This is a genomic window from Kosakonia oryzae, from assembly GCF_001658025.2.
Taxonomy (GTDB): Bacteria; Pseudomonadota; Gammaproteobacteria; order Enterobacterales; family Enterobacteriaceae; genus Kosakonia; species Kosakonia oryzae.
In genome coordinates this window covers 2083275-2097679 of record NZ_CP014007.2, presented here as the reverse complement: position 1 = coordinate 2097679, position 14405 = coordinate 2083275, and the positions used below count along the sequence as shown (strand labels likewise).

19 protein-coding genes are annotated in these 14405 nt (G+C 53.6%); 16 read left to right on the top strand and 3 right to left on the bottom strand.

What is annotated here, in order from left to right; all coding sequences use genetic code 11:
* Positions 1-44: 44 nt before the first annotated feature.
* Positions 45-941 carry a diguanylate cyclase gene (locus tag AWR26_RS10050; RefSeq protein WP_064565511.1) on the bottom strand — a complete coding sequence of 299 codons (897 nt, stop codon included), beginning with the start codon at positions 939-941 and terminating at the stop codon, positions 45-47.
* A gap of 315 nt (positions 942-1256) precedes the next feature.
* Here AWR26_RS10050 and AWR26_RS25710 point away from each other — a divergent pair, with 315 nt between their 5' ends.
* A complete protein-coding gene (locus AWR26_RS25710; RefSeq protein WP_217273295.1) occupies positions 1257-1427 on the top strand; it encodes a YnfU family zinc-binding protein in 171 nt (56 codons plus the stop codon).
* Between the two features lie 169 nt (positions 1428-1596).
* On the opposite strand, the gene fliE is transcribed toward AWR26_RS25710, so the two are convergent.
* A complete protein-coding gene (gene fliE, locus AWR26_RS10045; protein ID WP_007371501.1) occupies positions 1597-1908 on the bottom strand; it encodes a flagellar hook-basal body complex protein FliE in 312 nt (103 codons plus the stop codon).
* Positions 1909-2134: 226 nt separating this feature from the next.
* On the opposite strand from fliE, the gene fliF reads away from it, so the two are divergent.
* The 14 genes from fliF (at position 2135) to rcsA (ending at position 13715) form a co-directional block, all read left to right on the top strand.
* Complete coding sequence (gene fliF, locus AWR26_RS10040; RefSeq protein WP_064565508.1) at positions 2135-3823, top strand: flagellar basal-body MS-ring/collar protein FliF; 1689 nt, start codon at positions 2135-2137, stop codon at positions 3821-3823.
* Positions 3813-4811, top strand: a complete 999-nt coding sequence (gene fliG / locus AWR26_RS10035) for a flagellar motor switch protein FliG (RefSeq protein ID WP_007371498.1) — start codon at positions 3813-3815, stop codon at positions 4809-4811. Before fliF ends, fliG begins: the two co-directional genes overlap by 11 nt.
* A complete protein-coding gene (gene fliH, locus AWR26_RS10030; protein WP_007371497.1) occupies positions 4804-5517 on the top strand; it encodes a flagellar assembly protein FliH in 714 nt (237 codons plus the stop codon). The genes fliG and fliH overlap by 8 nt, the downstream gene beginning before the upstream one ends.
* Complete coding sequence (gene fliI / locus AWR26_RS10025; RefSeq protein ID WP_007371496.1) at positions 5517-6887, top strand: flagellar protein export ATPase FliI; 1371 nt, start codon at positions 5517-5519, stop codon at positions 6885-6887. Before fliH ends, fliI begins: the two co-directional genes overlap by 1 nt.
* Before the next feature lie 20 nt (positions 6888-6907).
* On the top strand, positions 6908-7351 hold the full coding sequence (gene fliJ, locus AWR26_RS10020) for a flagellar export protein FliJ (RefSeq protein ID WP_043953151.1): 444 nt from the start codon (positions 6908-6910) through the stop codon (positions 7349-7351).
* Positions 7348-8616, top strand: coding sequence for a flagellar hook length control protein FliK (gene fliK / locus AWR26_RS10015; protein WP_064565505.1), 1269 nt, complete (start codon positions 7348-7350; stop codon positions 8614-8616). Before fliJ ends, fliK begins: the two co-directional genes overlap by 4 nt.
* Before the next feature lie 104 nt (positions 8617-8720).
* Positions 8721-9188 (top strand): flagellar basal body-associated protein FliL, encoded by a 468-nt coding sequence (gene fliL, locus AWR26_RS10010; protein WP_043953149.1) that lies wholly within the window; start codon positions 8721-8723, stop codon positions 9186-9188.
* 4 nt (positions 9189-9192) lie between these two features.
* Complete coding sequence (gene fliM, locus AWR26_RS10005; RefSeq protein WP_007371492.1) at positions 9193-10197, top strand: flagellar motor switch protein FliM; 1005 nt, start codon at positions 9193-9195, stop codon at positions 10195-10197.
* Positions 10194-10610: a flagellar motor switch protein FliN gene (fliN, locus tag AWR26_RS10000; RefSeq protein WP_043953147.1), complete on the top strand. Its 417-nt coding sequence runs from the start codon at positions 10194-10196 to the stop codon at positions 10608-10610. Before fliM ends, fliN begins: the two co-directional genes overlap by 4 nt.
* Before the next feature lie 7 nt (positions 10611-10617).
* The gene (fliO, locus tag AWR26_RS09995; protein WP_007371490.1) at positions 10618-10992 is read left to right on the top strand and encodes a flagellar biosynthetic protein FliO; all 375 of its coding nucleotides are present in this window, start codon (positions 10618-10620) and stop codon (positions 10990-10992) included.
* On the top strand, positions 10992-11729 hold the full coding sequence (fliP, locus tag AWR26_RS09990; protein ID WP_043953145.1) for a flagellar type III secretion system pore protein FliP: 738 nt from the start codon (positions 10992-10994) through the stop codon (positions 11727-11729). The genes fliO and fliP overlap by 1 nt, the downstream gene beginning before the upstream one ends.
* Positions 11730-11738: 9 nt before the next feature.
* Complete coding sequence (gene fliQ, locus AWR26_RS09985) at positions 11739-12008, top strand: flagellar biosynthesis protein FliQ (protein WP_007371488.1); 270 nt, start codon at positions 11739-11741, stop codon at positions 12006-12008.
* Between the two features lie 8 nt (positions 12009-12016).
* A complete protein-coding gene (gene fliR, locus AWR26_RS09980) occupies positions 12017-12814 on the top strand; it encodes a flagellar biosynthetic protein FliR (RefSeq protein WP_043953143.1) in 798 nt (265 codons plus the stop codon).
* 277 nt (positions 12815-13091) lie between these two features.
* Positions 13092-13715, top strand: a complete 624-nt coding sequence (gene rcsA, locus AWR26_RS09975) for a transcriptional regulator RcsA (protein ID WP_007371486.1) — start codon at positions 13092-13094, stop codon at positions 13713-13715.
* Positions 13716-13758: 43 nt separating this feature from the next.
* Here rcsA and dsrB read toward each other — a convergent pair whose 3' ends face one another.
* Positions 13759-13947, bottom strand: coding sequence for a protein DsrB (dsrB, locus tag AWR26_RS09970; RefSeq protein WP_007371485.1), 189 nt, complete (start codon positions 13945-13947; stop codon positions 13759-13761).
* A 126-nt stretch (positions 13948-14073) separates the two neighbouring features.
* Between dsrB and yodD the strand changes: the two genes are divergently transcribed.
* A complete protein-coding gene (gene yodD, locus AWR26_RS09965; RefSeq protein WP_043953142.1) occupies positions 14074-14304 on the top strand; it encodes a YodD family peroxide/acid resistance protein in 231 nt (76 codons plus the stop codon).
* Positions 14305-14405: the final 101 nt, after the last annotated feature.

The following is a 14405-nucleotide window of genomic DNA, read 5'->3' as shown; positions in this document are numbered from 1 at the left end:
CAGGCTGGCTCACCTGCAAAGGGTGAGCCAGCAGCCGATGAGACTCAGCCGGCGAAATGGCCAATCTCGCCCCGCTCGTCCATAAACATGCAGCGATTACGCCCGGTCTGCTTACCGCGATACATCGCCGCATCGGCACGTTTTGCCGCCTCGTCCAGTGACTCTTTGGCCTGGACTTTGGTTAACCCAACGGTGACCGTAATATGCAGCGCCTGATCGTCACAATGCAGGGTGGTGTCAGCAATGGTATTGCACAGCCGCAGCCCGCTCAGGCACGCATCGTTATCAGAAGGCGCGCGCAACAGAATGATAAATTCCTCGCCGCCATAGCGGTACGCATTATCGCCATCGCGAATTCCGTTACGTAATAATTGCGCGAGACCGCGTAATACGCTATCGCCAATTAGATGACCGTAAGTATCGTTAATATTTTTAAAGCGATCGATGTCCAGTAATAGCAGATAAACATTCTGCTCCGCAGCGCGTATTAATTGCTGTTCAAACGTTTCATTCAGCATTCTTCTGCCTGGCAAGCCGGTGAGAATATCGATACCGCTGCGCATATTTAATAAATAACTTTTACAGGTTGTCACCACGCTGGAAAATAGCGCCAGATGCTGTTTAAAGGCGGTGAAATGATCGGCTGTTACGGTTTTATTCTGAATGGCCAGCATCATCCGGCGACCACTGTCATGCATGCGCGCATGCGCCTCGCTAATCGCCTGAATACAGGAAGCTTCTTCCTCTCTTGTCGGTTGGTGATGATGCAGCCAGGTTCCGACACGACAGTGTTTATGCGCGCACGGATGAATAATATCAGGCTGTTCAAAGGCATTATTTACCACGCAGGAAAACATATTCACCAGCCAGTCATAATGGGCATCAACAGCATAATTAAGATCGGCGAGAATAGTGTCAATCTGACAAGTGTTACGGTACATAGTTGCCCTCCGCATCAGCTAATTTTTGGGCTGCTAGTGTAAGCAACTGAAGTTAGCTTTTTGTAAAGATCATTAAGACAGGGCAAGTATTAATTATTTCAGCGGGATGAATATTTACGAAAAGCACACCGCAAATGCAGTGCACAATACCCAGTGCGCGACTTACTCTTTGTCTGCGCAACGCCACTGTATATTTTTTATTCAAGAGATTCGGTGCTCAGCGCCGGGCTATGATATTTGCCCGCAGGGAAATCATTACGGGCTATATGTATCGGGATAGTGTATGGTTACAGCCCATTCATCAGGAAATACTCTATGCCACAACGGAAAGATTCAAAAAACAATCGCAACTTTCTTACCAAATGTACCTGCCCTCACTGCGCTATGCAGTCAGAACATAGCTTCACCCGAGTCCAGAAAGGTTCAGCGCTGATGTGCCCCCATTGCAGCAAGATCTTCAAACAAGACAAACCCGCTTACGCCTGAAATCAGCAACCTCAGTGGATACCGGTCGGCATTTAACGGCCGGTTTTAACCTGCACCGAATCCTCCAGCCGCTTATAGAGAAAAACCCCGCCAGAGCGAGGTTTTCACGTTGCCTTCCATGTCCACGCGAAAAGCGCAGACCGGTAGCAAAATGCAAAATTAGCCAGGCTTAAACCTGCATATTCATGATGTCCTGATAAGCAGACACCAGTTTATTACGCACCTGAACGCCCATTTGCAGCGAAATGGATGATTTTTGCAGATCGGTCATCACGTCATTCAGCGCCACGCCCGGTTCCCCGAGTGTGAACTTCTCTGCCTGCACACGTGCTGCGTTTTGCGTATCGCTGATGCGATCCAGCGCAGCATGCAGTTGTCCGGCAAAGCTGATTGTCGGTTCGCTCTCCACGCTCTGATTGCGTGCAACGCCAGCAGTTGCCTGCAGCTGGCTGATGACGCTTTCAATGCCCTGTATAGCCATTGTTTTTCCCCGGATGGTTTGATACTGGACAAGGTTAACAGCTTGTCAATGGGATAATGGCGGTAAATAGCGACAAAAAACCAGGTTATTTGGCGCATAGAAAATTGGGAATCATCAAATAATGGCATTGCCATGTTAATGGATAAATGTCGAGTTTGCCGACCCGGGAGTCTGTTTTGTTTCTCAACTCAAATAACAACATCCACCCAGAGTTACGAGGTGCGCAATGAGTGCGACTGCAACAACTGCACCGCAGAATAAATCTCTTGAGTGGCTTAACCGCTTACGCGCGAACCCCAAAATCCCTTTAATGGTGGCCGCCGCAGCAGCCGTCGCCATCGTTGTTGCTATGGTGCTGTGGGCCAAGAGCCCGGATTACCGGACGTTATTCAGCAACTTATCCGACCAGGATGGCGGAGCCATTGTCACGCAGTTGACCCAAATGAATATCCCTTACCGCTTCGCCGATGGCAACGGAGCGATTGAGGTTCCGGCGGATAAAGTGCACGAACTGCGCTTGCGTCTGGCGCAACAGGGTCTGCCGAAAGGCGGCGCAGTGGGTTTTGAACTGCTGGATCAGGAAAAATTCGGTATCAGTCAATTTAGCGAGCAAGTGAACTACCAGCGTGCGCTGGAAGGTGAACTGGCCCGCACTATCGAAACACTTGGCCCGGTGAAAAGTGCCCGCGTGCACCTCGCCATGCCGAAACCATCGCTGTTTGTTCGCGAACAAAAATCCCCTTCCGCTTCTGTCACCGTTAATCTGCAACCGGGCCGCGCCCTGGATGACGGCCAGATCAGCGCGATAGTCCATCTGGTTTCCAGCGCGGTGGCAGGTTTGCCGCCGGGTAACGTAACGGTCGTTGATCAGGGCGGTCGTCTGTTAACGCAGGCCGGGACTGCCGGTCGCGATCTGAATGATGCTCAACTGAAATATACCGCGGACGTTGAAGGCCGTATCCAGCGCCGTATCGAAGCCATCCTTGGCCCTATCGTCGGTAATGGCAACGTCCACGCGCAGGTTACCGCTCAACTCGATTTCGCGAATAAAGAGCAAACGGAAGAGCAGTACAGCCCGAACGGCGGCGATCCGGCGCAGGCGGTTCTGCGTTCACGCCAGGTGAACAGCAGCGAACAGATTGGCGGCCAGTATCCTGGCGGTGTTCCGGGAGCGCTCTCTAACCAGCCAGCGCCTGCGAACAGTGCGCCGATCACGACGCAAAATAACCAGCAGAATGCGCAGGGTCAGCAAGGCACCAATACCTCCACTGCGAACAGCAGCAATGCGGGGCCGCGTAATACCACGCATAGCGAAACCAATAACTACGAAGTTGATCGCACCATTCGTCATACCAAGATGAATGTCGGTGATATTGAGCGTCTCTCCGTTGCCGTGGTGGTGAACTACCGCACACTGGCAGATGGTAAAACCGCGGCACTGACCGCCGATCAACTGAAACAGATTGAAGATTTAACCCGTGAAGCGATGGGTTACACCGAAAAACGCGGTGATACCCTCAACGTTGTCAACTCGCCGTTTAACGCAACGGACGATATCGGTGGTCAGCTCCCGTTCTGGCAGCAGCAGTCGTTTATCGATCAGCTGATGTCCGCAGGCCGCTGGTTACTGGTGCTGATTGTTGCCTGGCTGTTGTGGCGTAAAGCGGTCCGTCCGCAACTGGTACGCCGCCAGGAAGAAGCGAAAGCTGCACAGGAAGCTGCGCAGGCACGAGCCGAAATTGAAGAGTCGGTGGAAGTTCGCCTGAGTAAAGATGAAATGAACCAGCAGCGCCGCTCTAACCAGCGCCTGAGCGCAGAAGTGATGAGCCAGCGTATTCGCGAAATGTCAGATAACGATCCGCGCGTCGTGGCGCTGGTCATTCGCCAGTGGATGAATAACGAACATGAGCAATAATCTTTCCGGAACGGACAAAAGTGTCATCTTGCTGATGACCATCGGCGAAGACCGTGCAGCAGAGGTGTTTAAACACCTCTCTGCCCGCGAAGTTCAGCATCTGAGTACCGCGATGGCCAGCGTGCGTCAAATCTCCAACAAGCAGTTGATGGACGTATTGCAGGAGTTTGAGAACGAAGCGGAACAATTCGCGGCGCTGAATATCAACGCCAACGACTACCTGCGTTCGGTGCTGGTCAAAGCGCTCGGCGAAGAGCGTGCTTCCAGCCTGCTGGAAGATATTCTCGAAACCCGCGATACCACCAGCGGCATCGAAACGCTCAACTTTATGGAGCCGCAGAGCGCCGCCGACCTTATTCGCGACGAACATCCGCAGATCATCGCCACCATTCTTGTGCACCTCAAACGTTCTCAGGCGGCAGATATTCTGGCGCTGTTTGACGAGCGCATGCGCCATGACGTGATGCTGCGTATCGCTACCTTCGGCGGCGTACAGCCTGCCGCGCTGGCGGAACTGACCGAAGTACTGAACAACCTGCTCGACGGCCAGAACCTCAAACGCAGCAAAATGGGCGGCGTGAGAACGGCGGCCGAGATCATCAACCTGATGAAAACCCAGCAGGAAGAAGCGGTTATTACTGCGGTTCGCGAGTTCGACGGCGAACTGGCGCAGAAAATTATCGACGAGATGTTCCTGTTCGAAAACCTGGTGGACGTGGACGACCGCAGTATCCAGCGCCTGCTGCAGGAAGTGGACTCCGAGTCCCTGCTTATCGCCCTCAAAGGCGCCGAGCAGCCGCTACGCGAGAAATTCCTGCGCAACATGTCCCAGCGTGCTGCCGATATCCTGCGCGACGACCTCGCCAACCGTGGCCCGGTGCGTCTGTCTCAGGTGGAAAACGAACAGAAAGCGATCCTGCTTATTGTTCGTCGTCTGGCGGAAACCGGCGAGATGGTAATTGGCAGCGGCGAGGATACCTATGTCTAACGAATTGCCCTGGAAAGTCTGGACGCCGGACGATCTGGCGCTCCCGCAGGCTGCCGAGTTCGCTCCCCTGCTGATGAACGAGAGTGCATCAGAAGACGCTGACGAGGAAGAAGACGTTTTATCCGAGGAGCAAAAACAGCAGCAGCAACTGGCACAGATCCAGATGCAGGCTCACGACGCGGGTTACAACGCGGGCCTCGCGGAAGGGCGCAAAGCGGGACACGATGTCGGTTACCAGGAAGGGCTGGCACAGGGCCAGGAGCAAGGGCTGAATCTGGCTCGCCAGCAGCAGGCTCCCCTGCACGCGCGGATGCAACAACTGGTCAGCGAATTCCAGTACACCCTGGATGCGCTCGACAGCGTGATTGCCTCCCGTCTGATGCAGATGGCACTGGAAGCTGCTCGCCAGGTGCTGGGACAAACGCCCTGTGTCGATAACAGTGCGCTGATCAAACAGATTCAACTGCTGTTGCAGCAGGAGCCGCTGTTCAGCGGCAAGCCGCAGTTGCGCGTTCACCCGGACGATCTGCAACGGGTAGAAGAGATGCTCGGCGCGACGTTAAGCCTGCACGGCTGGCGTCTGCGCGGCGACCCAACGCTGCATCCGGGCGGCTGTAAAGTTTCCGCCGATGAAGGCGATCTTGATGCCAGCGTGGCAACGCGCTGGCAGGAACTGTGCCGTCTGGCGGCGCCGGGAGTGATTTGATGACTGCGCGTTTGACCCGCTGGCTGACAACGCTCGATAACTTCGAAGCCAAAATGGTGCAACTCCCTTCTGTGCGCCGTTACGGGCGACTGACCCGCGCCACCGGCCTGGTGCTGGAGGCTACCGGTTTGCAGTTGCCGCTGGGCGCAACCTGCATCATTGAACGTCAGGAAGGCGGCGAAACTCACGAAGTGGAAAGTGAAGTGGTCGGCTTCAACGGTCAACGCCTGTTTCTGATGCCGCTGGAAGAAGTCGAAGGAATTTTGCCTGGCGCGCGCGTTTATGCACGCGGTGCGGTGGGCGATGGTTTACAAAGCAGCAAACAGTTGCCGCTCGGCCCTGCCCTGCTCGGACGCGTGCTCGACGGCGCAGGTAAACCGCTCGACGGCCTGCCCGCGCCCGATACCGGAGAAACAGGCGCGTTGATGACGCCGCCGTTTAACCCGTTGCAACGTACGGCGATTGAGCACGTGCTGGATACCGGCGTGCGCGCCATTAACGCCCTGCTGACGGTGGGCCGTGGTCAACGTATGGGTCTCTTTGCCGGTTCTGGCGTCGGTAAGAGTGTGCTGCTTGGCATGATGGCGCGTTATACCCAGGCCGACGTGATTGTCGTGGGGCTGATTGGCGAACGTGGCCGTGAAGTTAAAGATTTTATCGAGAACATTCTTGGGGCTGACGGTCGCGCACGTTCCGTCGTGATCGCTGCGCCAGCGGATGTGTCTCCGTTGTTGCGTATGCAGGGCGCTGCCTACGCCACGCGCATTGCTGAAGATTTCCGCGATCGCGGTCAGCATGTGCTTCTGATCATGGACTCTCTGACGCGTTATGCCATGGCGCAGCGTGAAATTGCGCTCGCGATCGGCGAACCGCCAGCAACCAAGGGTTATCCTCCTTCTGTCTTCGCCAAATTACCGGCGCTGGTGGAACGTGCGGGGAACGGCATTCACGGCGGCGGCTCGATCACCGCTTTCTATACCGTTCTCACCGAAGGGGATGATCAGCAAGATCCTATCGCGGATTCTGCGCGCGCGATTCTTGATGGACATATTGTGCTTTCCCGTCGTCTGGCGGAAGCCGGTCATTATCCGGCGATTGATATTGAAGCCTCCATCAGCCGTGCCATGACCGCGCTAATTACTGAACAACATTACGCAAGGGTCCGGAATTTCAAACAGTTGCTGTCTAGCTTCCAACGAAATCGCGATCTGGTGAGCGTTGGCGCGTATGCGCGAGGCAGTGACCCAATGCTGGATAAAGCTATTGCATTGTGGCCACAGCTTGAAGCCTTTCTGCAACAGGGCATCTTCGAACGTGCCGGGTGGGAAGATTCTATCCAGTCTTTAGAGCTGATCTTCCCGACAGTTTAAGGTAGTGGAGAGCTGACTTTATGACGCAAAACAGCGCATTAACGACGCTAAAAGATCTGGCTGAGAAAGAGGTTGACGACGCAGCACTGAAGTTGGGTGAGATGCGCCGCAACTGCCAGCAGGCGGAAGAGCAGTTGAAAATGCTGATCGACTATCAGCATGAGTATCGCAACAGTCTGAATAACAATATGAGCCAGGGCATTGATAATCAGCGCTGGCAAAATTATCAGCAATTTATTCAGACGCTGGAAAAAGCCATCGATCAGCATCGTAAACAACTGATGCAATGGAACGAGAAAGTCGATATCGCTCTGGGTTGCTGGCGAGAGAAGAAGCAGCGCTTACAGGCCTGGCAAACGCTGCAAGAGCGGCAAAGCGCAGCAGCATTACTGGCGGAAAACCGCCTCGATCAGAAAAAAATGGATGAGTTTGCACAACGCGCATCCCTGAGGAAAACAGAATGATCACCTTGCCAAAACTGGTAGTAACTGAATCCGATACCGGCACCAGCGCGCAGACAGGCAAAGCGGGCGGCGATTCAGCACAAGATTTCCTCGCCCTGCTTACTGGCGCGATGTCCGGCACTCAGGGGCAAACCCAGGAGAACGGTGAGCCGCTGACGCTTGCTGATTTACAAGCTGCGCTAGCAAGCGGCAAGTTGACGAAAGGCAACCTGACCGCAGCCACCGGTGAAGAGGCACAAACGCCCGCTCAGAAACTCGCGGATTTGCTTGCGCGTCAGATTGCCAAACGCGATGTCACCGCCGCGGCGACGGAAAGTACAGCCACCACTGCTGATATGCAAAAACTCCTGTCTGGCCTGACGCCTACGGCGAAAAGCGATGTTCTCGCCGCGCTGAACAAAACGGCGCAAAGCGGCGATGAGAAGAGTGATGCAACGGATGGCGAACTGGCAGGGCTCAGCGCACTGATGGCGATGCTGCCGCACCAGCAAACCGCGCAACTGAGCGCTTCCGCGACAACGAAATCGACCGGCGTCAGCACGCAGGATGTTGCCGCAGCCGCTAACCGCGCGCTGAACAGCAGCTCACTCTCGACTGCAGCCGATACCGATATCTCACGTGGCGCCGCGAAAAATGATCCGGCCGCGAACACACCTTTCCAGGTGGCTGACAATTCACAGCAGGCCGCGGTACTGGCCGCTGCCAGCGCCACGAAGAAAGATAACGACAATGCACTGCAGACCGCCAACACCACGGTTAGCGTGGCACCGGTGACCACCAGCGCCAGCGCGGCTCAGGCCAGCTTGCCTGTGGCAGCGCCGGTTATCAGCGCACCGCTGGGTAGCCATGAATGGCAGCAGAATCTCAGCCAGCACGTTACGCTGTTCACCCGCCAGGGCCAGCAGACGGCTGAGTTACGTTTGCATCCGGAAGATCTGGGGCAGGTGCAGATCTCTATCAAGCTGGAAGATAACCAGGCGCAACTGCAAATGGTTTCGGCGCACAGCCACGTTCGTCAGGCACTGGAAGCCGCATTACCGACGCTGCGCACCTCTCTGGCTGAAAGCGGTATTCAGCTTGGGCAGAGCAGCATCAGCAGCGAAAGTTTCACCGGCCAACAGCAACAGCAGGCCTCGCAGCAGCAACACGCTTCACGTTCGGGTTCCGGCGATGTTTTTGGTTCCGACGATGATACAGCCATCGTGACGCCAGCAAGCTTACAGTCTGTGGCTCGCGGTAACGGCGCTGTAGACATCTTTGCCTAAACGCCAGAGGTAGCATGATTATCCCCGTCTTTTCCGCGCTTTGACGCGCGCAGGACACGGGATAATCAACCTCATAAGCAGTACTAACAGGAAGCCCGTATCTAATGACTGACTCCGCTATTAATAAAAAACGTAAGCGCTCTATCTGGATCCCGCTGCTGGTGTTAATCACCCTCGCGGCATGCGCCACAGCTGGCTATAGTTACTGGCGTATGCAACAGAAACCTGCGGCAAACGCAAAAGCGGAAGCCCCGCCACCGCCAGCGCCGGTTTTCTTCGCGCTGGACACCTTTACTGTGAACCTGGGCGATGCCGATCGTGTGCTGTATGTGGGTATTACGCTGCGCCTGCGTGATGACGCAACGCGCGCCAGACTGAGTGAATATTTGCCGGAAGTGCGTAGCCGCTTGTTACTGTTGTTCTCTCGTCAGAGCGCGCAACAGCTTGCAACTGATGAGGGTAAACAGGCGCTTGCTACCGCGATTAAAGAGACGCTTGCAACGCCGTTAGTGCCAGGACAGCCGAAGCAGGAAGTCACTGACGTTCTTTATACAGCTTTCATTTTGCGGTAAAGACATGGGCGATAGTATTCTTTCTCAGGCCGAAATCGATGCGCTGCTCAATGGCGACAGCGATAAGAGCGATGATCCGAAACCGGGTATGGGCGGCGATAGCGATATTCGCCCCTATGACCCGAATACCCAGCGCCGCGTGGTGCGTGAGCGTCTGCAAGCGCTGGAGATCATCAATGAACGTTTTGCGCGTCAGTTTCGTATGGGGTTGTTCAACCTGCTGCGTCGTAGCCCGGATATCACCGTTGGCGCGATCCGCATTCAGCCCTATCATGAGTTTGCGCGTAACTTACCCGTTCCGACCAACCTTAACCTGATCCACCTGAAACCGCTGCGCGGCACCGGCCTGTTTGTCTTCTCGCCGAGCCTGGTGTTTATCGCCGTGGATAACCTGTTCGGTGGTGATGGACGCTTCCCGACGAAAGTGGAAGGCCGTGAGTTTACGCACACTGAACAGCGCGTAATCAATCGCATGCTTAAACTGGCGCTTGAAGCATACAGTGACGCGTGGAAGGCCATTAACCCGCTGGACGTAGAGTATGTACGTTCTGAAATGCAGGTTAAGTTCACTAACATTACTACGTCGCCGAATGATATCGTCGTCAATACGCCGTTCCACGTGGAAATCGGCAACCTGACCGGTGAATTCAACATCTGTCTGCCTTTCAGCATGATAGAGCCGCTGCGTGAGATGCTGGTGAACCCGCCGCTGGAAAACTCACGCACTGAAGACCAGAACTGGCGTGACAATTTAGTGCGTCAGGTTCAGCACTCCGAGCTGACTTTGATTGCCAATTTCGCGGATATTCCCCTGCGCCTGTCGCAGATACTTAAGCTCCAGCCCGGCGACGTGCTGCCGATTGATAAACCCGATCGCATTATCGCTCATGTGGACGGCGTACCGGTTCTTACCAGCCAGTACGGTACAGTCAATGGACAATATGCGTTACGTGTAGAGCACCTGATAAACCCGATTTTGAATTCGCTGAATGAGGAACAGCCCAAATGAGTGATATGAACAATCCGTCCGATGACAACAACGGAGCAGTGGACGATCTGTGGGCTGACGCGTTGAACGAACAAAAAACCGCAACTGGCAGTAAAAGCGCGGCTGATGCCGTGTTCCAGCAGCTTGGCGGCGGTGATGTTGGCGGCAATCTCCAGGATATCGACCTGATTATGGATATCCCGGTTAAGCTGACGGTCGAACTGGGCCGTACGCGGATGACCATTAAAGAGCTGCTGCGTCTGACGCAGGGTTCTGTCGTCGCCCTTGACGGGCTGGCAGGCGAGCCGCTGGATATCCTGATTAACGGCTATCTGATTGCGCAGGGTGAAGTGGTTGTCGTCGCCGATAAATACGGCGTGCGTATTACCGATATCATCACCCCGTCTGAGCGTATGCGTCGTCTGAGCCGTTGAGCCGAGCATGAAAACACAGGCCACGGTTTCCCAACCGTCTGCCATTTCCGGTTCGCCGCTTCTGCAAGTCAGCGGCGCACTGTTTGGCATTATCGCGGTGATTCTTGTCGCCGCGTGGCTGGCAAAACGCCTCGGCTTTGGCGGCAAAACCGCCGGTGCCAGGGGCTTAAAAGTGACAGCCAGCGCCTCTGTCGGCACGCGTGAACGCGTGGTGATTGTTGATGTTGAAGATGCACGTCTGGTACTCGGCGTGACTCCCACCCAAATAAACCTGTTACACAAACTTCCTCCTGCACCTGCTGAAAGTGAAGACGTGAACGACAAAAATGCGGATTTCCAGTCCGTGATGAAGAATTTGCTTAAGCGTTCCGGGAGATCCTGATGCGCCGTTTGTTACCCCTTGTGCTGGCTGGTTTATGGCTGGTTGCGCCAGCCGCTTTCGCTCAACTTCCCGGTCTTATTAGCCAGCCGCTGGCTAACGGCGGCCAGAGCTGGTCACTGCCGGTGCAGACGCTGGTGTTTATCACCTCCCTCACCTTCCTGCCGGCAATACTGCTGATGATGACCAGCTTCACCCGCATCATTATTGTGTTTGGCCTGCTGCGAAATGCGTTGGGTACGCAATCCGCGCCGCCAAACCAGGTACTGCTTGGGCTGGCGCTGTTTTTGACTTTTTTCATTATGTCGCCGGTTATCGACAAGATTTATAACGACGCCTATCAGCCGTTCAGTGAAAACAAGATCTCCGTGGATGTGGCGCTGGAGCGCGGCGCACAGCCGCTGCGTGAATTTATGCTGCGCCAGACCCGGGAAGCCGATCTGGCGCTGTTTGCCCGCCTCGCCAATGAGCCGCCTATTCAGGGGCCGGAAGCCGTACCAATGCGGATTTTGCTGCCTGCTTATGTGACCAGTGAGTTGAAAACGGCTTTCCAGATCGGCTTTACGATTTTTATTCCGTTTCTGATTATTGACCTGGTGATCGCCAGCGTACTGATGGCGTTGGGGATGATGATGGTGCCACCCGCGACCATCGCCCTGCCGTTCAAGCTGATGCTCTTCGTGCTGGTGGATGGCTGGCAGTTACTCGTCGGCTCGCTGGCGCAAAGCTTTTACAGTTAGGAGTAAAGCATGACACCCGAATCGGTCATGATGATGGGCACCGAGGCGATGAAAGTGGCTCTCGCGCTCGCTGCCCCACTGCTGCTGGTTGCGTTGATCACGGGTCTGGTGATCAGTATTTTGCAGGCTGCAACGCAGATCAACGAAATGACGCTCTCCTTTATCCCGAAAATCATCGCCGTGTTTATCGCGATTGTGGTTGCCGGGCCGTGGATGCTGAACTTGCTGCTTGATTATGTACGCACCCTGTTCAACAACATTCCTTATATCATCGGGTAAACCGGCTTATGCTGAACGTCACCAGCGACCAGTGGCTCCACTGGATCAGTATGTATTTCTGGCCGCTGCTGCGCGTAATGGCGCTGATTATGACCGCGCCGATCCTCAGTGAAACGCGTATCCCGCGACGCATTAAAGTTGGGCTGGGAATTGCCATTACTGTGGTCATTGCCCCGACACTGCCGCCAACCCCCGATGTGGCCATTTTTTCACCGCCAGCGCTGTGGCTGGCGTTACAGCAAATTCTGATTGGTATCGCGCTCGGTTTTACCATGCAATTTGCTTTTGCCACCATCCGTACCGCCGGCGAATTGATTGGCCTGCAAATGGGCCTCTCCTTTGCTACCTTTGTCGATCCCACCAGCCATTTAAATATGCCGGTGCTGGCGCGTATTCTCGATATGCTGGCAATGCTGCTGTTCCTTACCTTCAATGGTCATCTGTGGCTGATTTCCATGCTGGTGGACACCTTCCACACGCTGCCTATCGGCGGTAATCCGGTAAACAGTAACGCGTATCTGGCGCTCACCCGCTCGGCGGGAATGATTTTTCTCAATGGCCTGATGCTGGCCTTACCGGTGATCACCCTGCTGCTGACCATTAACCTGTCACTCGGTTTGCTAAACCGTATGGCTCCTCAGTTATCGGTGTTTGTCATTGGTTTTCCGGTGACATTAAGCGTGGGAATTTTGCTGATGGCAGTGATGATGCCGTTGCTTGCACCGTTCTGTGAACGATTATTCAGCGAGTTTTTCAATCTGTTAGCAGAAATTGTCAGCGAGCTGCCGCAGAATACTAATCCCTAGCTTTGGTATTGCCTTTGTAAGGATAATCCTAAAGTGAAATTTGCAAAACATCTTCTAACATATATCTGGCGCGGCTTATTTGTTTTTAGCAGTCTCACAGAACACAACATTTACTTTACTTTGAGATGATTCCTGGCAAATTATACGTAACTTTACGGGATAGTGGATTCGCCTGAAGTCTTCATCCTGCACTTCAGTTATATAAGTTTTTCCTGTACGGCTTCGGAAGCTTCTGGCGGGTGGTGAATTATCGTTACGCATTGAGTGAGGGTATGCCATGTCAACGATTATTATGGATTTATGCAGTTATACCCGGTTGGGATTAACAGGGTATCTGACGAGCCGGGGGGTAAAAAAACGAGAAATCAACGATGTACAAACAGTTGATGAACTCGAATCAGCTTGCGCCACACTTCAGCCATCCGTGGTGTTTATTAATGAAGACTGCTTTATCCATGACCCAAGCAGCAGTCAGCACATTAAACAAGTCATTAATCAACATCCCCGAACACTGTTTATCGTGTTTATGGCGATAGCCAATATTCATTTCGATGAATATCTTTTGGTCCGTAAAAATTTATTGATTAGTTCTAAATCCATCAAGCCTGAGTCGCTGGACAATATTCTGGGAGATTATCTGAGCAAGGAGAAAAAAAGCGTCGGAACCATTAATTTACCCACGCTTTCATTGAGCCGTACAGAGTCCAGCATGTTGAAAATGTGGATGTCCGGGCAAGATACGATCCAAATATCGGATCAGATGAATATCAAAGCCAAGACGGTGTCATCACATAAAGGCAATATAAAAAGAAAAATAAAAACACATAATAAACAAGTTATTTACCATGTCGTACGTCTTACCGATAATGTCACGACGGGTATATTTGTTAATATGCGTTAGAAAGTAGTATTTTTTTCACCCTCCCTGGCAGGAGGGCGAAATATTATTCTACTCGCTCGACAAAAATCCCATCAGGGTGGTCCTTTTCGTTAAAGAACCAAATACCGAGCGGGTAATCTTCAAGTGATACCAGGTACATCGTACCCTCATTGAATGCTTCAACAGCCAATACCACACCCGGACGGCGTGGACCCCCGTCCGTTTTGACTGTAACCCGATCGTTAACCTTCATATTTACCCTCCTGTCGCATTTACGCCAGTGTAGAACAAAACGCCGATGCTGGCAGCGTCCCGGCGTTTAGCTGGCGATTTTTTCTACCGTCTATACTTAACAACGGCATTGCAACGAGGTGACAGCATGAAAACGGCTAAAGAGTACAGCAATACCATCAAGCGCGACGTCGATATTGACGTTGATGCGCTACTGGCGGCCATAAATGAAATTAGCGAAAGCGAAGTTCATCGGGTCGAGGATGAAGAGGGCCAGCGCGTGAGCGTTGATGGTCGCGAATATCATACCTGGCGGGAACTGGCAGAGGCGTTTGAACTGGATGTTCATGATTTCAGCATTACGGAAGCGAATCGCTGAAGAAACATCCCGGCCGTAAAACGGCCGGGATAAAGCTTGCTTTCGCAAGAAGCACTTAAAATTCGTACACCAGGGAATCTGATGTAGCGAAACTTTATCGA